Here is an 18278-nt window from a genome sequence, read left to right as displayed (position 1 = left end):
GTGGTCGGCGTCGAGCGTGGGCGTCGCAGCGGCCCATGCCTCGACCGCGACGTCTGCTGGCGTCTGCGGGATGCCGAGTTCGGCCTCCACCTGCTGCAGTCCGCGGACGAACTCCATCACGGTCGCCGGACGCGCGGCGGGCTTCCGCGACATCGCGGTGGCGAGCAGCCGCTCGAGCGACGGCGGCGCGTCGGCGCGGCCGGTCGGCTTGACCCCGCCCTTGTCGATGCGCGCCATCAGGTCGGCCGCGCCGTTCTTCCCGCCGCGCACCTCGAACGGACTGCGGCCGGCGAGCAGCGAGTACACGGTGGCGGCGAGGGAGTAGACCTCGGACTGGATCGACCCGCGCGACTCGTCGGCCAGGACCTCCGGCGCGGACCACGGGATCGACATCCCGACCGGTTCGTCCGGGTCGGCGCTCCCGATGCTGGCCGCGATGCCGAAGTCGGACAGGACCGGGTTGCCGTAGGCCGTCCGGAGGATGTTCGACGGCTTGATGTCGCGGTGGAGCACGCCTTCGCGGTGCGCGGTCTCGAGGGCCGACCCGATCCTGACCCCGATCGACAGGACCTCGGACACGGGGATCGCTTCGCGGCGGTAGCGCTCGCTGAGGGACGAGGAGCACAGCTCCATCACGAGGTACGGCCGCCCGTCGGACGCGACGCTCGCCTGGAACACCGTGAGGATCGACGGGTGGGTGCTGAGCCGGGCCATGAGGTTCGCCTCGGCCTGGAACATCTGCCGCACCCGGTCGTCGACGACCTCGTCGAGCAGCACCTTCACGGCGACCTGGCGGCGCGGCATGTCCTGTTCGTAGAGGAACACGTCGGCGAAGCCGCCGCTGCCCAGGACGTGCACGGGCGTGGAGCCGGCGATCACGGGCGGGGTGGACGGCAGGCGTCGCGCCATGGTCGTCCTCCCTCTCCCCGGCCGGACGGCCGGCTGTGTCGTCTCGGCCCTGACATCCTACGGACGAGGCACCGACGCCCCGGGCCCGCTGCCGCCCCCCAGCACGGACCCACGCCCCCACTTCGGGGGTGACCGCAGCGGAGTGCGGCGTCAGCGATCGATGCCGGTGGCCGCTGCTCGCAGTCAGTGGCGGGGCAGCGTGTCCTCGACGTCCGGATCGGCGGGCGCCGCGTCGACCTGCAGCACGACGACGGTGACGTTGTCCCGCCCACCCGCGACGACGGCGTCCCCGACGAGACGCTCGGCGAGGTCCTGCGCGGCGGGAACGCGGGCCGCGATCCGACCGATGCCGACGTCCCCGAGCTCCTTGGTCAGCCCGTCGGAGCAGACGATGTAGCGGTCGCCGGCGCGCAGCGGCAGCGTCCACCAGTCCGGCTCCGGCGGCTCGCCGAACCCGACGGCGCGCGTGATGACGTTGCTGTCCGGGTGCTGCTCGGCGTCCTCGGCGCGCAGGAGCCCCGCGTCGACCATCTCCTGGACGACCGAGTGGTCGACGGTCACCCGACGCAGGGTGCCGTCCTCGATCCGGTAGGTGCGTGAGTCGCCCACGTTGAACACGAGCGCGGCCGGGAGTCCGTGCGACGCGACCAGCGCGACACCCGTCACGGTCGTGCCGGCACCGAGCGCGTTGCCGCCGGCCGCCCGCTCGATGTCCGCGGTCGCGAGCAGGAGCGCGCGCTGGATCTGCTGCCGTGTCGTGAACGGACCGTCGGCGACCTGGTCGAGTCGGCGGACGACCGCGTCGCTCGCCCGGTCCCCCGCGAGGTGCCCGCCCATCCCGTCGGCGACGACGAAGAACGGTGCACCGACGACGTAGCTGTCCTCGTTGTGGTCCCGACGGCGTCCGACGTCGGTGGCGGCGCCCCACGAGAGCGTGAGGGTGGTGCCGGCGGCGCCGGGGACGTCGATGGCGTGCTCGGTGGCTGCTCGGCCGAGTTCGGTCACGGTTTCAGGGTCGCTCTCTGGTCGTCAGGGGAACGGGCGGCGTCGGGCACACCGGCGCCGTCACGGGATCGGCGCGGACGGGATCGGCGGCAACGGGGTCGGAGGGAGCGGTGGGATGCCGTCCGCGGGTCCGACGCGGAGGTGCGGCGACAGGACCTCGATCACGTTGCCGTCACCGATCTCGATGAGCGTACCCGTCAGCACGACGATCGAGGCACCCGACGGCATCCGGAACGGCGCGGCTCCCGCGGGACGGACGACGGTGCCGTTGGTCGAACGGAGGTCCTCGACCACCGCGGCCTCGCCGTCGGCGTGCACGAGCACGTGCGAGGACGACACCTGCCCACTCGGCGACGGCACGGTCACGAGCTCGGGAGTCGGACCGCGCACCACCCGGGGCAGGGTCGGCCGTCGGCCGACCACGACCGGGTGGTCGAGCCGGACGACACGGCCGGCCACACGGATCGACGGCAGTCGACGGACCGGTGCGGGATCGGCCGGGAGGATCGTCGCTGCCCCGTCGGACCGGCTCACCTCGGACGGCGCGGCCGGCCCGGCGACCTGGATGACCGTGTCGTCGTCGGGAGCACCGAACGCCCCGTGCGATCCCGGTTCATCGGATCGGGGTCGGATGACGGTGTCGTCGTCCGGAGCGACCGCCGGGTCCGCGCCGGTCCGCCCGGGTCGGATCACCGTGTCGTCGAGGTCGTCCTCGTCCGTCCACTGTCGCTGCATCGTCATCCCACCGTAGACGATCCGGTCCGCCCCGTGTGGTCCGTCGACCAGCTCGGTCCGTTGCCGGCGCGGACCGAGCGCGCTACGAGCGCCGCGAGGGGATCGTCGGCCCAGGTGTCGAGCGCGTGTTGTGCGCGCACGAGCGCTCGTGCGGGCGACCCGAGTGCCCACGAGCACCACGCGGCGAGGGCCAGGGCTCCGGCAGCCCCGATCACGTCGTCCACCCCGCCGGGTCGCTCCGCCCGCCAGTGGCGCCACGCCGAGGCGCAGCGGTCCCCCGCGACCCGCAGCCGGACGCGGTCCGGAGCCGGCCCCGTCCCGGTGAGCGCCGGCGGGGTCGGGTCGCGGAACGGGTCGAACGACCGCACCGAGCGCGGCGCCGGGGTGTCGCGCGCCGCGATGAACGCGACCAGCGCGAAGCGCGTCGCGAGCGCCCCGCAGGCCGTCGTGACGACGACGGCGCGGCGCGGGTCGAGCACATCCTCCGGGTGCTCCGGGGCGACGAGCGCGGCGCAGGCCGCGCGGAGGGTGACGGCGGCCGCGATCTCGCGTGGCCAGCGCACGAAGGTGGACGGGTGGGTGTTCGTCGACGAGGTCATGCACGAGATCGTGACGCGCCACGCGCCTCCAGGCCGACGTCCGCGGCCCGTCTGTGGACGGACAGCCGCCGGAGCGCTCCTGTGGAGGATCAGACCGAAGCGGGTTCCAGGCTCTCGGCGACGAGGTCCCAGCCGTCGGCCGTGCGGTCGAACGTCACGCCGTTCGCACGAGCCCACGCGGCGAGGTCGTCGACCGACGCGACCTGCGCCCCCGTCCGACCGAGGAGCGCGACGAGCCGACCCTTCGCGGTCTTGTTCCAGTGGTTCAACGCCTTGCGTCGTCCGCCGGCGTCGACGCTCACCACGCGCGGAGCGACCGCTCCGGGCACGGGACCGAGCGCGCGGTACCCCTCGGACCGCAGGTCGAGCACGAGCCCGGCGCCGCGGCTGCCGATCGCGCGGGACGACACCTCCGGCCAGTGCCGGGCGAGCCGGAGCGGGCCGAGGCGCGAGTCGTGCGACAACCGGTAGGCGGGGATGTGGTCGCCGGCGCCGATCGGGCCGAACATCGCTGACTGCACCACGACGTGGTCCGCCCACCAGCGTCGGGTGGCGTCGTCGGCCGCGTCGGCGGCGAGCGGGTCGTAGAGCACCCCGGTGTACCGCTCGATCGCCGGCAGGGTCGCCGCGGTGTCGAGCTCGAGGTTGCGGAGACGCTCGGCGATCGACTTCGGGCCGAGCTTCAGGGCCGTCCGTGCCGTGGACTCCTCGGAACTGACGGAACGGGCCGCGGTGATCACCGCGGCCCGTTCGTCGGCCAGTTCCGGGAAGGACAGCGCACGCAGGTCGAGCGTGCGGTCCGGGTCCCCGCCCTCCCGCTTCGTCTCCGAAGGCGGGAGGAGGACGGTCAGTCCGGTCAGGACGCCAGCGCGGCCTGGCGCGCCACGATCGTGACCGTGTCGTGCTCGACCGACAGGAAGCCGTCCTCGGCGTCCGCCGCCACCGTCGAGCCGTCGGCTCGGGTGATGCGGACCTGCCCCTGCGCGAGGGTGGCGAGCAGCGGCTCGTGCCCCGCGAGGATGCCGATCTGGCCCTCGGACGTCCGAGCCACGACCATGGTGGCGTCGCCCGACCAGACCTCGCGGTCGGCCGAGACGACGCTAACGGTGAGTGCCGCCATGTCAGCGGTTCTCCTTCTGGATCTGCGCCCACTTCTCTTCGACGTCGTTGATGCCACCGACGTTGAAGAAGGCCTGGGTTGCGACGTGGTCGAACTCGCCGTCGGCGATCGCGCGGAACGACTCGATGGTGTCCTTCAGCGGGACGGTCGAGCCCTCGACACCCGTGAACTTCTTCGCCATGTACGTGTTCTGCGAGAGGAACTGCTGGATCCGACGAGCGCGCTCGACCGTGATCTTGTCCTCCTCGGAGAGCTCGTCGACACCGAGGATCGCGATGATCTCCTGCAGCTCCTTGTTCTTCTGGAGGATCTGCTTGACACGCGTCGCGGTCTCGTAGTGGTCCGCGCCCAGGTACCGGGGGTCCATGATCCGCGACGTCGAGGTCAGCGGGTCGATGGCCGGGTACAGGCCCTGCGACGCGATCTCACGCGAGAGCTCGGTCGTCGCGTCGAGGTGCGCGAACGTGGTCGCCGGCGCCGGGTCGGTGTAGTCGTCGGCCGGCACGTAGATCGCCTGCAGCGAGGTGATCGAGTGACCACGCGTCGAGGTGATGCGCTCCTGGAGCACGCCCATCTCGTCGGCGAGGTTCGGCTGGTAGCCCACCGCGGACGGCATGCGACCGAGCAGCGTGGAGACCTCGGAACCGGCCTGCGTGAAGCGGAAGATGTTGTCGATGAAGAGGAGCACGTCCTGCTTCTGGACGTCGCGGAAGTACTCCGCCATCGTCAGCGCCGACAGGGCCACGCGCAGGCGCGTTCCCGGCGGCTCGTCCATCTGGCCGAACACGAGGGCGGTCTTGTCGAAGACACCGGCCTCTTCCATCTCGCCGATGAGGTCGTTGCCCTCACGGGTGCGCTCACCGACACCGGCGAACACCGAGACACCACCGTGGTCCTGCGCGACGCGCTGGATCATCTCCTGGATGAGGACCGTCTTGCCGACGCCCGCACCACCGAAGAGGCCGATCTTGCCACCCTGCACGTACGGCGTGAGGAGGTCGATCGACTTGATGCCGGTCTCGAACATGGTGGTCTTCGACTCGAGCTGGTCGAAGGCCGGGGCCTTGCGGTGGATCGGCCAACGCTCGGTGACCTCGAGCGCCTCGTCGGTGTTGAGCACGTTGCCCAGCACGTCGAAGACCTTGCCCTTGGTGACGTCGCCGACGGGGACCGAGATCGGGGCGCCCGAGTCACGGACCTCCTGACCGCGGACGAGACCGTCGGTCGGCTTCAGCGAGATGGCGCGGACCAGGTCGTCGCCGAGGTGCTGCGCGACCTCGAGGCCGATCTCCTGCGAGTCGTCACCGATGGTGACGGTCGTGTGCAGGAGGTTGTAGATGTCGGGGATGGCGTCGTGCGGGAACTCGATGTCGACGACGGGACCCGTGACACGGGCGATCCGTCCGACACCGGGCGCCGACGACGTCTCGACCGCGGTGGTGGCGGTGTCGGTCATGGCGTGTGCCTTCCTGAGGGGTGGTGTCTGTCCGCGGGCGTCCGCGGACTACTTCTTCTTCGACGAGAGGGCGTCGGCGCCGCCGACGATCTCGGAGATCTGCTGGGTGATCTCGGCCTGACGCGCGTTGTTCGCGAGCCGGGTGAACTCGTTGATGAGCGAGTCGGCGTTGTCGCTCGCGGACTTCATGGCCTTCTGGCGGGCGGCGTGCTCGGAAGCGGCCGACTGCAGCATGGCGTTGAAGATGCGGCTCTCGATGTAGACCGGGAGCAGCGCGTCGAGCACCGCGTCGGCGTCCGGCTCGAACTCGTAGAGCGGGAGCGGCTCGTCGTTCGACGGCGCCTCGACCCCCTCGACGACCTCGAGCGGCAGCAGACGCACGACCTGGGGCTCCTGCGTGGCGAGGCTCAGGAAGCGGTTGAACACGATGTGGATCTCGTCCACACCGCCCTCCGCCGTGTCCTGGAGGAACTTCGACACGACCGCGTCGCCGATCTCCTTCGCCGTCGAGAACTCCGGCTGGTCGGTGCCGCCGATCCACTGGCGCTCCGACGCACGATCACGGAACGTGAAGTACCCGACGGCCTTGCGACCGACGAGGTAGAACACCACGTCCTTGCCCTCGCTGCGGAGCAGGGAGGCGAGCTCCTCGCCCTGCTTGAGGACGTTGGAGCTGAACGCGCCGTTGAGGCCGCGGTCGGAGGTGAACAGGACGACCGCCGCACGGGTCGAGGACTCGGGCTCGGTGGTCAGCACGTGGTCGACGTTCGAGAACGTCGCCACGGCCGACACAGCACGCGTCACGGCCCGCGAGTACGGGCCGGACGCGGCCATGCGCGCCTGTGCCTTCTGGATCCGCGACGCCGAGATCAGCTCCATCGCGCGAGTGACCTTCTTCGTGGTCTTCGCCGACTTGATTCGCTGTCGGTAGACCCGGACCTGTGCCGCCATCTAGCGACGACCCTTGACGATCTGCTCCTGGTCGACGTCCTCGGCCTGCGCCGCGTCGAACTGCTCCGAGCCGAGCGTCTTGCCGTCGCTCGTCTGGAAGCCCTTCTTGAAGGCGTCGATCTCGCGGTCCATCGTGGCGACGGTGTCGTCGCTGAGCTGGTTGGTCTCGCGGAGCGTCGTCAGGACGTCCGAGTTGCGGCGGAGGTGCTCGAGCAGCTCCGACTCGAAGCGGAGCACGTCGGAGACGGGCACCTCGTCGAGCTTGCCGTTCGTGCCGGCCCAGATCGAGACGACCTGCTCCTCGACCGGGTACGGCGAGTACTGCGGCTGCTTGAGGAGCTCGGTCAGACGCGCACCGCGGTCGAGCTGACGACGCGACGCCTGGTCGAGGTCGGACGCGAACATCGCGAACGCCTCGAGCGAGCGGTACTGCGCGAGCTCGAGCTTGAGCGTGCCGGAGACCTTCTTGATCGACTTCACCTGGGCGTCACCACCGACGCGCGAAACCGAGATGCCCACGTCGACGGCCGGACGCTGGTTCGCGTTGAACAGGTCCGACTGCAGGAAGATCTGGCCGTCGGTGATCGAGATCACGTTGGTCGGGATGTACGCCGAGACGTCGTTCGCCTTGGTCTCGATGATCGGGAGACCCGTCATCGAGCCGGCGCCGAGGTCGTCGGACAGCTTCGCGCAACGCTCCAGCAGACGGGAGTGCAGGTAGAAGACGTCACCCGGGTAGGCCTCGCGGCCCGGCGGACGACGGAGGAGGAGGGACACGGCGCGGTAGGCCTCGGCCTGCTTCGACAGGTCGTCGAAGATGATCAGGACGTGCTTGCCGCCGTACATCCAGTGCTGGCCGATGGCCGAACCGGTGTAGGGGGCGAGGTACTTGAAGCCGGCCGGGTCGGAGGCCGGAGCGGCGACGATGGTGGTGTACTCCATCGCGCCGGCGTCCTCGAGCGCACCCTTGACGGAGGCGATCGTGGAGCCCTTCTGACCGATCGCGACGTAGATGCAGCGGACCTGCTTCTCGACGTCGCCGGACTCCCAGTTGGCCTTCTGGTTGATGATCGTGTCGATCGCGATCGCCGTCTTGCCGGTCTGGCGGTCGCCGATGATCAGCTGACGCTGACCGCGGCCGACCGGGATCATGGCGTCGATCGCCTTGATGCCGGTCTGGAGCGGCTCGTGGACCGACTTGCGGGACATGACGCCCGGGGCCTGGAGCTCGAGGGCACGACGGCCCTCGGCCTGGATCTCGCCGAGGCCGTCGATCGGGTTGCCGAGCGGGTCGACCACGCGACCGAGGAAGCCGTCGCCGACGGGGGCGGACAGGACCTCACCCGTGCGGGTGACCTCCTGGCCCTCCTCGATGCCGGCGAACTCGCCGAGCACGATGGCGCCGATCTCGTCCTCGTCGAGGTTCTGCGCGAGACCCAGGGTCCCGTCCTCGAAGCGGATGAGCTCGTTCGCCATGACGCCGGGGAGGCCCTCGACGTGCGCGATGCCGTCGCCCGCGTCGGTGACGTGCCCGACCTCGGCCGTGGAGGCCTTCGTCGGCTCGTAGTTCGAGACGAAGTCCTTCAGGGCATCACGGATCTCATCGGGGCTGATGGTGATGTCTGCCATGGGATTTTCCTTGTTGGTTTCCGGGGCCCTTCGGCTCCGAGAGGGTGACGCTGCCTGACTCGGCAGTTCCCGTTGTGGACTTGGGTGGGGCGGCTTCGACCGTACGCTCAGCCGGCGAGCTGGAGCCGGAGCTCCGACAGGCGCGTGGACACCGTGCCGTCGATGACGTCGCCACCGACCTGCACGCGGACCCCGCCGACGACCGCGGGGTCGACGACGTGGTTGACGCTGATGTCCTTGCCGTACCGCTCGGCGAGACCCCGGGCGACGCGAGCCGCCTGGCCGTCCGAGAGCGGGGACGCGGTGATGACCGTCGCGACGAGCTTGCCCGCCTGGTCGGCCACGATGCGCGAGGCGTCGCGGACGAGCTCACCGATGCGGCGGCCACGCGGCTGCTGCACGAGGTGGGCGACGATCGCGGTCGTCTGCGCCGAGGCCTTCGACCCGATCAGACGCTCGACGAGCGCGGCCTTCTCCGCCGGGCTGCCGAGCTTCGTGCCGAGTGCGAGCTCGAGCGACGCGTCCGAACGGACGGCGGTCTCGAACGCGAACAGCTCGGCCTCGATCGAGGTGTCCGACGACGCGGTGGCCGCGACGGCGCGGATGCCCGCGTCCTCGATGCCGGCGAGCAGGTCCTGCTGCGAGGACCAGCGCGAGCCGGCCACGGCGGTCAAGACCGCACGCGTCGCGTCGGACTGGCCGGCGAAGACGCGGTCGATGAGGACCTTCTTGCCGACGACGTCCGCCGTCGGGTCCGAGAGCAGTCCGAGCAGCTGGGGCGCACCGGCGATCGCACGCCCGGAGGCGAGGATCTCGACACCCGCGCCGAGGTCGACCGACCCGCCGAGGTCGGCGAGCACCGCCCTCGTCGACGTGAGTGCTTCCCTGGTGGCGCTGCGCATGTTCAGCGCTCCCCGGCCGACTGGCCCTGCGATGCCTCGAGGTCGGCGAGGAAGCGGTCCACGACCGCGGCCGACTTCGCGTCGTCGCGGAGCGACTCGCCGATCACACCGGAGGCGAGGTCGAGGGCGAGGGTGCCCACCTCGCTCCGCAGCGACTGGAGCGCGCTCTGCCGCTCGGCCTCGATCTGCGCCTGGGCGTTGGCGGTGATGCGTGCCGCATCCGCCTGTGCCTGCTCGCGGACCTCGTTGCCGATCGCGGTCGCGTCGGCACGGGCCTGCTCGCGGATCCGCGAGGCTTCGGCACGCGCGTCGGCGAGCTGCTTGTTGTACTCCTCGAGCGCGGCCGCGGCCTGCTCCTGAGCGGCTTCCGCCTTCTTGATGCCACCCTCGATGGCCTCGGTGCGCTCATCGAGCATCTTCGTGATGCGCGGCGTCACGACGCGCCACATCACGATGAAGATGATGACGAAGGCCACCGCGGACCACACGATGTCGTACACCGGCGGGATCAGCGGATTGTGGGTCTCCTCCGCCGCGATGATGAGTGCAGTCTGCATCGAGAAGCCTTAGTTGGTGAAGATGAAGTACGTCGCGATACCGATGAAGGCCAGGGCCTCCGTGAAGGCGATACCGATGTACATGAGGGTCGTCAGACGGCCCTGGAGCTCAGGCTGGCGAGCGACGGACTCGATCGTCTTGCCGACGACGATGCCCACGCCGATGGCCGGACCGATCGCGGCGAGGCCGTAGCCAACCGTCGCGATGTTGCCGTTGATTGCCGCGAGAACGGTCGTTGCGTCCACGTGTTTTCCTTTCGAGTGCGGCCCGACGGATGTCGTGCCGTAGGGGGTCAGTAGGTCAGTGCTCGTCAGCCAGCGCGAGCTGGATGTACACAGCGGTCAGCAGCATGAAGACGTACGCCTGCAGCAGCGCGACGAGGATCTCGAAGAAGCTGAACGCGATGCCGAACGCCAGGGTCCCGACGCCGAACAGCTTGAAGAGGCTGTCGGCGTCGAAGAAGAAGAACCAGGTCGCCGAGAAGAACAGCACCAGGAGGAGGTGGCCGACGACCATGTTCATGAGCAGTCGCAGCGTGAGCGTCACCGGACGGAGCACGAAGGTCGAGACGATCTCGATCGGCGTCACGATGATGTACAGCGGCCACGGCACCCCGGGCGGGAACAGCGCGTTCCGCAGGAACGTGCCCGGGTGCTTGCGGAGACCGGCGTAGATGAAGGCGACGTAGGCGACGATCGCGAGGATCATCGGCATCGCGATGCGGCTGGTACCGGCGATGTTCATGAACGGGATGAGACCCGTCAGGTTCATGAAGAGCACACCGAAGAAGACCGTGGCGAGGAGCGGCAGGAAGCGCTTGCCGTCCTTCTCACCCAGGTTGTCGAAGGTGTTGCGGCGGACGACGTCGAACGCGTACTCGATGAAGGCCTGGCCCCGGTTCGGGACGAGCTTCAGCGCGCGCGTCCCGACGAACGCGAAGACGAGCAGCACGGCCACCGCGAACAAGCGGATGAGGACGATGCGGTCCATCTCGATCGGGGTCCCGGCGAAGAAGATCGGGTCCGGGAAGAACTCGTTGATCGACGGACCATGGAATTCGGCGGCCTTGCTGCTCCCCGCCGCCACGGTGTTGGCCGCAGCGGTGAGGGACAGGGGAAGAGCGTGGGATAGCAGCGCTGTCTCCTGTGTCGGCGCGCGCACGTCATGGCACGCGATGGTGGACTGTGTGGAGGCTCGTCCGCTCCGAGCGAGGCTCCGGACGTGGACTTCGAGAAGCCTATCAGGTGCGAGAGGCTTCCCGGGCTCTCAGGAGCGGGGGGTGTCGTTCCCAGGAGCGGAGCCGTCACCGGGCAGGCTGACGCCGATCGGGATGCGCGCCTTGGCGACCGCGACGACGTCGATCACGAGGGATCCGACGACGCCGACGATGATCACGACCGCGAGCACCGGGAAGTCCACCCACGCCCGGTCACGCAGCGCGATGAGCACCACGAGGAACAGGATGAACTTCAGGATCCAGGTGCCCATCACGATGCCGAAGAAGGCACCGGAGATCATCTGCCCCTTCGACACCCGCAGGGCGACGAGCACGGACAGCGCCGTGAGCCCGAGGAACACCACGCTGAGCACCGCGCCGAGCAGTCCCCCGACCAGGCCGGGCGTACCGCTCACGACGAGCCCGACGACGCCGCCGACGACCGCCAGCGCGACGGCGAGCAGGCCCGCCCAGAGGAGGATGCGGCGGAAGACCGGCCGGACGTGGTCGAGGGCGTTCGGTGCGGTCACGAGGGGTCTCCAGGGATCGATCGGTCGTTGGCGGCGCGGTCGAGGGGGTCGAGGCGGGCGTCCACCACGGGGGACGACCGCGTGGCGGCCTGCGCGGCGAACTCGGCGCGCTTCCGCCCGAGCGGGGCGAACGTGGCGACGGCGCAGACGGTGAACCCGACGGCGACGAAGGTCAACACCCAGTACCAGTCCACGAACAGGAACAGGAGGCACCCGAACGCGACGGTCGCGGTCCACGCGTAGAAGATGAGCACCGCGTGGAAGTGCGAGTGCCCCATGTCGAGCAGCCGGTGGTGCAGGTGCTTCCGGTCAGCCGAGAACGGCGACTTCCCCGCGCTCAGGCGCCTGGTGACGGCGAGGCCGAAGTCGAGGATCGGCACGATCAGGATCGCGAACGGCAGCAGGATCGGGATGAACGCCGGCAGCAGGGCCTGGCGCGTCTGCACCGCCGCCGGGTCGATGTTGCCCGTCACCGACACTGCGCTCGTGGCCATCAGGAAGCCGACGAGGAGCGCGCCCGCATCCCCCATGAAGAGCTTCGCGGGGTGCCAGTTCAGGATGAGGAAGCCGAAGCACGCCCCGACGAGCACCGCCGTGAGCAGCGACGGCAGGTTGAAGAAGAACTCCGTCTGGACGACCACGCGGTTGATGAAGAACGTGTACAGGAAGAACACGCCGCCGGCGATGATCGCGACGCCGGCGACCAGGCCGTCCAGCCCGTCGATGAAGTTCACGGCGTTCATCACGAGCACGACCGCGAGCACCGTGAAGATCAGGCTCATGTACGACGAGCCGACGCCGAGCGTGTTGCCGATCGGCAGCGAGACGATCGCCACGCCCTGCCACGCGAGGATGCCCGCGGCGATGATCTGCCCGGCCAGCTTGGTCATCCAGTCCAGGTCCCAGATGTCGTCGGCGACGCCGAGCACGACGATGATCGTCGCCCCGCCGAGCACCGCGAGCACGCGCCCCGGTTCGCTGAACACCAGGCGGAAGTAGTCGGTCCCCGCGATGGACGGGAACAGGAACCACGCGGCGAGCATCGCCACGATCACGCCGATGTACATCGCGATCCCGCCGAGCCGCGGGGTCGGCGTGCGGTGCACGTCGCGCTCGCGGACCTTCGGGTACCAGCCGTACCGCAGGCCGAGCTTCCACACGATCCAGCTCATGCAGAAGCTCACGACCGCGGCGATCGCGCCGGCGAGCAGGTAGTACTTCACGTGAGCAGGTCGGCTCCGACGACCCGGGCGATCTCGTCGTCGGGGATGACGCCGTGCCGCACGATGGTCATCTTCCCGCCGGTGGCCAGCCCGGTCGCGTCGACGATCGTCGATCCGGTGGACGCCGCGACGCCGTCCCGCGCGGCGATCGGGCCGCCGTCCAGGTACACGGACACGCTGTCGCCGAGCATCGCCTCGGCCCGGTCGACGTCCATCGCTGCGGGGTCGCCCGTGGAGTTCGCGGAGGACACCGCGAGCGGTCCGACCTCCTGCAGGAGCTCGAGGGCGATCCGCGAGTCGGGCATCCGGAGCGCGACGGTCCCCCGCGTCTCCCCCAGGTCCCAGTCGAGCGAGGGCTGCGCGCGCAGGATCACGGTGAGGCCGCCGGGCCAGAACTCGTCGACGAGGTCACGGACCTGCTGCGGGATCTCGGTGGCCAGCGCCTCGAGCGTCGGCGGCCCCGGGATGAGCACCGGCGGCGGCGACTGCCGCGTGCGGCCCTTCGCGTCGAGGAGGCGCTGGACGGCGCTCGCGCTGAACGCGTCCGCCGCCAGGCCGTACACGGTGTCGGTGGGGACGACGACGAGCTCTCCGCGCCCGAGCGCGGCACGTGCGAGCCGCATCCCGGTCAGGAGCCCGTCGGGGTCGGTGCAGTCGTATCGGGAGGCCATGACTCGACGATGATAGTGCGACACAATGGGTGGCATCGTGAACGAGACCGACGCGCCCCGCCTCCTGTTCCTCTTCGACATGGACGAGGTCCTCGTCCGGTACGACTGGCGGGTCCGGATGGCCGCCCTGGCCGAGTTCACCGGACACGACTTCGCGGAGCTCCGCCGCCGCTGGTGGGACTGCGGGAACGAGGCCCGCGCCGAGGCCGGCCACTACGCCGACGGCGACGCCTACCTGGCCGCGTTCGCCGACGCGATGGGCACCGACGTGCCCGAGGCCGACTGGGCGCGGATCCGCGGCGCGGCCATGACGGAGCTCCCGGACCGGGTCGAGGCGGTCCGGATCGCCGCCGAGCACGGACGCGTCGGGCTCCTCACGAACAACGGACCGCTCGCCGGTCGGTGGATCGGCCGCTGGGTACCGTCGCTCCCGCCGCTCTTCGGCGAGCACCTGGACACGACGAGCAACTTCGGGGCCAGGAAGCCCGAGCCCGAGCTGTTCGAGCGGGCGCTCGCGCACCACGGCGTCCCCGCCGAGCGCACGTTCTTCGCGGACGACATGCCCGTCAACGTCGAGGCGGCGCGGTCGGTGGGCATCCACGCGGTGCTCGTCGAGGAGCACACGGACCTCCGCGATGCGGTCCGCGCCTTCGTCGCGATGACCGACGACAGCCTGGAGGCGCGGCTCGGGTCCGTCTAGCGGGTCGCGGTGGTCGTGCGGTCGCGCCCGGTGAGGTCGACGTGCGTCTCCGGGGACCGGAACCCCCGGCGCGCGAGGACCTCGCGCACACCGGCGCCCTGCTGCTCCGCGTGCTCGATCACGAGGAGGCCGCCCGGCACGAGCAGGCGCCAGGCCGTCTCGGTGAGGGCCCGGACGGCGTCGAGGCCGTCCGCTCCCCCGTACAGCGCGAGCGCCGGGTCGTGGTCGCGGACCTCGGGGTCGACCGGCACCATGTCGTCGGGCACGTACGGCGGGTTCGAGACGACGACCGACACTGTGCCGTCGAGCTCCGGGAGGGCATCAGCGAGGTCGCCCTCGACGAGCCGGACGGTCCCGCCGTGGGCGTCGACGTTGCGCCGGGTCCACGGGAGCGCCTCGGGCGAGCGCTCCACCGCGTACACGACCGCGTTCGGCACCTCGGTGTCCATCGCGATCGCGATCGCCCCGCTCCCCGACCCGAGGTCGACGGCGACGGGCTCCGGGACCGCGGCGGCGCGCAGGGCGTCGATCCCGAACTGCACGACCCCCTCGGTCTCCGGTCGCGGCACGAACACGCCGGGTCCGACGGCCAGGGTCAGCGCGCGGAAGTGCGCCTCGCCGGTGATGTGCTGGAGCGGCTCGCGGGTGGTGCGCCGCGCGACCGCGTGCCGGAAGCGGTCGACGTGGTCGGCAGCGATCGCTCCCCCGGTCATCGCGCGTGCCTGCACCGCGCCGCGCGACGTGTCGGTCGCCCAGGCGAGCAGGAGTTCGGCGTCCACACGCGCGGACGAGACCCCGTGCGCGACGAGCGCCGCGGTCGCCTCCTCGAGGAGGCGATCCGCGGTGAACGTCGGCTGACCGTCGGAGGTGATCCGATCCTCCAGGCCGCTACTGGCCGTCCTGGTCGCCGATGGCGGCCAGGCGGGCCTCTTCATCCGCCGAGATGGCGGACTGGATGACGGGCTCGAGCGCCCCGTTCATCACGCGGTCCAGGTCGTACGCCTTGTAGCCGGTGCGGTGGTCCGCGATCCGGTTCTCCGGGAAGTTGTACGTGCGGATGCGCTCCGAGCGGTCCATGCCGCGGATCTGCGACTTGCGCGCGTCCGAGGCGATGGCGTCGAGCTCCTCCTGCTGGCGGGCGAGGATGCGGGCGCGGAGGACGCGCATGCCGGCCTCGCGGTTCTGCAGCTGCGACTTCTCGTTCTGCATCGCGACCGTGATGCCCGTGGGCAGGTGCGTGATGCGGACCGCGGAGTCCGTCGTGTTGACGGACTGCCCGCCGGGGCCGGACGACCGGTACACGTCGATCTTGAGGTCGTTCTGGTTGATCTGGACCTCTTCGGGCTCGTCGACCTCGGGGAACACCAGCACGCCCGTGGTCGAGGTGTGGATGCGGCCCTGCGACTCGGTGGCCGGCACGCGCTGCACGCGGTGCACGCCGCCCTCGTACTTCAGGTGTGCCCAGACCCCCTGCGAGGGGTCGGTCGCGTTCGACTTGATCGCGACCTGGACGTCCTTGTAGCCGCCGAGGTCGGACTCGGTGCGCTCGAGGAGCTCGACCTTCCAGCCCTTCGCCTCGGCGTAGTGCGAGTACATCCGGAGCAGGTCCGCGGCGAAGAGCGCCGACTCCTCGCCGCCCTCACCGCCCTTGATCTCCATGATCACGTCGCGCCCGTCGTCCGGGTCGCGCGGGATGAGGAGCCGGCGGAGGCGCTCTTGGCGCTCCGCCAGCTGCTCCTGCAGCCCGGGGACCTCGTCCGCGAACGCCTCGTCCTCGCGGGCGAGCTCCTGGGCGGCGGCGAGGTCGTCCCCCGCCGCCTGCCAGGACTCGTACGCGGCCTTGATCTGGCTCAGCTCGGCGTAGCGCCGGTTCACCTTCTTCGCCCGGGCGGCATCGGCGTGGAGCGCGGGGTCCGACAGCTGCTGCGTCAGGTCCTCGTGTTCCGCCAGCAGCCCCGCCACCGACTCGAACACGCCTTACTCCTGGTGGCCGTCGTGGCGCCCGCCGGTCGTCGGGACCGACTTCTGCACCTGGACGAGGAACTCGACGTTGGACTGCGTCTCCTTGAGGTTCCGCAGCACGATCTCGAGCGCCTGCTGCGGGTCGAGCCCGGCGAGGGCCCGACGCAGGCGCCACGTGATCTTGACCTCGTCGGCGGAGAGCAGCTGCTCCTCGCGACGGGTCCCGGAGGCGTTGACGTCGACGGCCGGGAAGATCCGCTTGTCGGCCAGGTGGCGGTTCAGCCGGAGCTCCATGTTGCCGGTGCCCTTGAACTCCTCGAAGATCACCTCGTCCATCTTCGAGCCGGTCTCGACGAGCGCGGTCGCGAGGATGGTCAGCGAGCCACCGTCCTCGATGTTGCGCGCGGCGCCGAAGAAGCGCTTGGGCGGGTAGAGCGCTGCGGAGTCGACGCCGCCGGAGAGCACGCGACCGGAGGCCGGGGTCGCCAGGTTGTAGGCACGGCCCAGGCGGGTGATCGAGTCGAGCAGCACGACGACGTCGTGACCGAGCTCGACGAGACGCTTCGCACGCTCGATGGCGAGCTCGGCGACCGTGGTGTGGTCCTCGGCGGGCCGGTCGAAGGTCGAGGCGATGACCTCGCCCTTCACCGAGCGCTGCATGTCGGTGACCTCTTCGGGACGCTCGTCCACCAGGACGACCATGAGGTGCGCCTCGGGGTTGTTCTTCGCGATCGCGTTGGCGATGGCCTGCAGCACGACGGTCTTGCCGGCCTTGGGCGGGGACACGATGAGCCCGCGCTGGCCCTTGCCGATCGGCGACACGAGGTCGATGATCCGCGTGGACAGCTTCTGCGGCTCGGTCTCGAGGCGCAGGCGCTCGTTCGGGTACAGCGGGGTCAGGTCGGAGAAGTCCTTGCGGGCCGCTGCCTCGTCCGTGGTCTGCCCGTTGATCGAGTCGACCTTGACCAGGGCGTTGTACTTCTGGCGGCCCTGCTGCTCGTTGTCCCGCGGCTGCTTGATCGCGCCGACGACCGCGTCGCCCTTGCGCAGGTGGTACTTCTTCACCTGGCCGAGCGAGACGTAGACGTCGCTCGGGCCGGGCAGGTAGCCCGTGGTGCGCACGAACGCGTAGTTGTCGAGGACGTCGAGGATGCCGGCGATCGGGATGAGGACGTCGTCCTCGGTGATCTCCGGCTCGAACTCGTCGTTCTGGGCGCCACGGCCGCGCTTGCGGTCCCGCTGACGACGGCCGCGGCCGCCCTCGGCGTCGTCCTGCTGGCCGTTCTGCTGCGGGCCGTTCTGCTGCTGGCCGTTCTGCTTCTGCTGGCCGTTCTGCTGCTGGCCGTTCTGGTTCTGGCGGCCGTTCTGCTTCTGCTGGCCGTTCTGGCCGTTCTGCTGCTGGCGGTCGTCCTGGTCGGCGTCGACCTTCTGCTCGTCCTGCTTGGCGTGCTGCTGACCGGCCTGCTTCTGCTGGCCGTTCTGCTCGCCGGACTGCTGCTCGCCGTTCTCGCCGTTCTGCCCGCGGCCACGACCCCGACCCCGGCTGCGGCGTCCGCGGCGCGAGCCGCCCTCGCCCTGCTGGTCGTCCTGGCCCTGACCCTGGTCCTGCTGGCCCTGGTCGTCCTGCGACCGACCCTGGTCGGCCTGCTGCTGACCGGCGTCGGCCGGCTGCTGACCGGCATCGGCCGGCTGGTCGGCGACGTCGACCGTCGGCGCCTCGGCGGCGGGACCGCGGCACCGGCATCGGCCGGCTGGTCGGCGACGTCGACCGTCGGCGCCTCGGCGGCGGGACCGCGGCCACGGCCACGGCGCTGTCCGGCCTGGGCGGCCTCCTGCGCGTCCTTCTCGGCGCGCACCTGGTCGAGGCCCGCGAGCAGGTCCTCGGTGCCGGTGTGGCCGTGGTTGGTGTGCTCGGCGGCCGAGGTCGGCGCGGCGCTGACGGTGCCGCCGGACGAGGCACGGCGCGAGCGACGGCCACGGGCGGGCTGCTCTGCGGCGGGGGCCTCGGTCGGCTCGGCTGCCGCGGAGGTCTCGACTGCCGGGGCCGGCTCCGCCGGGGTCTCGACCGCGGGGGTCTCGACCGCGGGGGTCTCGACCGCGGGGGTCTCGGCG

General features: G+C 70.7%; 19 protein-coding genes and 1 pseudogene. 1 reads left to right on the top strand and 19 read right to left on the bottom strand.

Annotated elements, in window-relative coordinates; translation table 11 throughout:
• The 16 genes from HUN59_RS09070 to HUN59_RS08995 form a co-directional block, all read right to left on the bottom strand.
• On the bottom strand, positions 1-909 hold a 909-nt coding region (locus tag HUN59_RS09070), incomplete at its 3' end, for a serine/threonine-protein kinase (RefSeq protein ID WP_174779438.1).
• Between the two features lie 183 nt (positions 910-1092).
• Positions 1093-1914 (bottom strand): PP2C family protein-serine/threonine phosphatase, encoded by an 822-nt coding sequence (locus tag HUN59_RS09065; RefSeq protein ID WP_174778162.1) that lies wholly within the window; start codon positions 1912-1914, stop codon positions 1093-1095.
• 60 nt (positions 1915-1974) lie between these two features.
• Complete coding sequence (locus HUN59_RS09060) at positions 1975-2655, bottom strand: FHA domain-containing protein (protein WP_174778161.1); 681 nt, start codon at positions 2653-2655, stop codon at positions 1975-1977.
• Positions 2652-3248: a hypothetical protein gene (locus tag HUN59_RS09055; RefSeq protein WP_174778160.1), complete on the bottom strand. Its 597-nt coding sequence runs from the start codon at positions 3246-3248 to the stop codon at positions 2652-2654. Before HUN59_RS09055 ends, HUN59_RS09060 begins: the two co-directional genes overlap by 4 nt.
• An 89-nt stretch (positions 3249-3337) precedes the next feature.
• The gene (locus HUN59_RS09050; RefSeq protein ID WP_254630049.1) at positions 3338-4099 is read right to left on the bottom strand and encodes a YaaA family protein; all 762 of its coding nucleotides are present in this window, start codon (positions 4097-4099) and stop codon (positions 3338-3340) included.
• A 5-nt stretch (positions 4100-4104) separates the two neighbouring features.
• The gene (locus HUN59_RS09045) at positions 4105-4368 is read right to left on the bottom strand and encodes a F0F1 ATP synthase subunit epsilon (RefSeq protein WP_058740380.1); all 264 of its coding nucleotides are present in this window, start codon (positions 4366-4368) and stop codon (positions 4105-4107) included.
• Position 4369: 1 nt separating this feature from the next.
• On the bottom strand, positions 4370-5824 hold the full coding sequence (atpD, locus tag HUN59_RS09040; protein ID WP_114850004.1) for a F0F1 ATP synthase subunit beta: 1455 nt from the start codon (positions 5822-5824) through the stop codon (positions 4370-4372).
• A 48-nt stretch (positions 5825-5872) separates the two neighbouring features.
• Positions 5873-6775 carry a F0F1 ATP synthase subunit gamma gene (locus HUN59_RS09035; protein ID WP_174778159.1) on the bottom strand — a complete coding sequence of 301 codons (903 nt, stop codon included), beginning with the start codon at positions 6773-6775 and terminating at the stop codon, positions 5873-5875.
• Positions 6776-8404: a F0F1 ATP synthase subunit alpha gene (gene atpA, locus HUN59_RS09030; RefSeq protein WP_174778158.1), complete on the bottom strand. Its 1629-nt coding sequence runs from the start codon at positions 8402-8404 to the stop codon at positions 6776-6778.
• A gap of 107 nt (positions 8405-8511) precedes the next feature.
• A complete protein-coding gene (locus HUN59_RS09025) occupies positions 8512-9306 on the bottom strand; it encodes a F0F1 ATP synthase subunit delta (RefSeq protein ID WP_058740384.1) in 795 nt (264 codons plus the stop codon).
• A gap of 2 nt (positions 9307-9308) precedes the next feature.
• Entirely contained in the window at positions 9309-9863 is a 555-nt protein-coding gene (locus tag HUN59_RS09020; RefSeq protein ID WP_058740385.1) for a F0F1 ATP synthase subunit B, read from the bottom strand.
• 9 nt (positions 9864-9872) lie between these two features.
• Entirely contained in the window at positions 9873-10109 is a 237-nt protein-coding gene (atpE, locus tag HUN59_RS09015; RefSeq protein ID WP_096899086.1) for an ATP synthase F0 subunit C, read from the bottom strand.
• A 55-nt stretch (positions 10110-10164) separates the two neighbouring features.
• Complete coding sequence (atpB, locus tag HUN59_RS09010; protein ID WP_254630029.1) at positions 10165-10950, bottom strand: F0F1 ATP synthase subunit A; 786 nt, start codon at positions 10948-10950, stop codon at positions 10165-10167.
• Between the two features lie 180 nt (positions 10951-11130).
• On the bottom strand, positions 11131-11610 hold the full coding sequence (locus tag HUN59_RS09005; RefSeq protein ID WP_058740386.1) for a hypothetical protein: 480 nt from the start codon (positions 11608-11610) through the stop codon (positions 11131-11133).
• Positions 11607-12833 carry an MraY family glycosyltransferase gene (locus HUN59_RS09000; protein WP_114850006.1) on the bottom strand — a complete coding sequence of 409 codons (1227 nt, stop codon included), beginning with the start codon at positions 12831-12833 and terminating at the stop codon, positions 11607-11609. Before HUN59_RS09000 ends, HUN59_RS09005 begins: the two co-directional genes overlap by 4 nt.
• Complete coding sequence (locus HUN59_RS08995) at positions 12830-13504, bottom strand: L-threonylcarbamoyladenylate synthase (protein WP_174778157.1); 675 nt, start codon at positions 13502-13504, stop codon at positions 12830-12832. The genes HUN59_RS09000 and HUN59_RS08995 overlap by 4 nt, the downstream gene beginning before the upstream one ends.
• A gap of 37 nt (positions 13505-13541) precedes the next feature.
• On the opposite strand from HUN59_RS08995, the gene HUN59_RS08990 reads away from it, so the two are divergent.
• Positions 13542-14204, top strand: coding sequence for an HAD family hydrolase (locus HUN59_RS08990; RefSeq protein ID WP_174778156.1), 663 nt, complete (start codon positions 13542-13544; stop codon positions 14202-14204).
• Here HUN59_RS08990 and prmC read toward each other — a convergent pair.
• The 3 genes and pseudogenes from prmC to rho form a co-directional block, all read right to left on the bottom strand.
• A complete protein-coding gene (gene prmC / locus HUN59_RS08985) occupies positions 14201-15076 on the bottom strand; it encodes a peptide chain release factor N(5)-glutamine methyltransferase (RefSeq protein ID WP_441307038.1) in 876 nt (291 codons plus the stop codon). The two genes, HUN59_RS08990 and prmC, sit on opposite strands and share 4 nt — an antisense overlap.
• Before the next feature lie 16 nt (positions 15077-15092).
• Complete coding sequence (gene prfA, locus HUN59_RS08980) at positions 15093-16178, bottom strand: peptide chain release factor 1 (RefSeq protein WP_058740390.1); 1086 nt, start codon at positions 16176-16178, stop codon at positions 15093-15095.
• A gap of 3 nt (positions 16179-16181) precedes the next feature.
• Positions 16182-17423, bottom strand: a pseudogene (rho, locus tag HUN59_RS20085) (transcription termination factor Rho); the annotation flags it as partial.
• Positions 17424-18278: the final 855 nt, after the last annotated feature.

This window comes from Curtobacterium sp. Csp2 (assembly GCF_013347165.1).
This window is presented reverse-complemented; position numbering and strand designations above follow the sequence as displayed.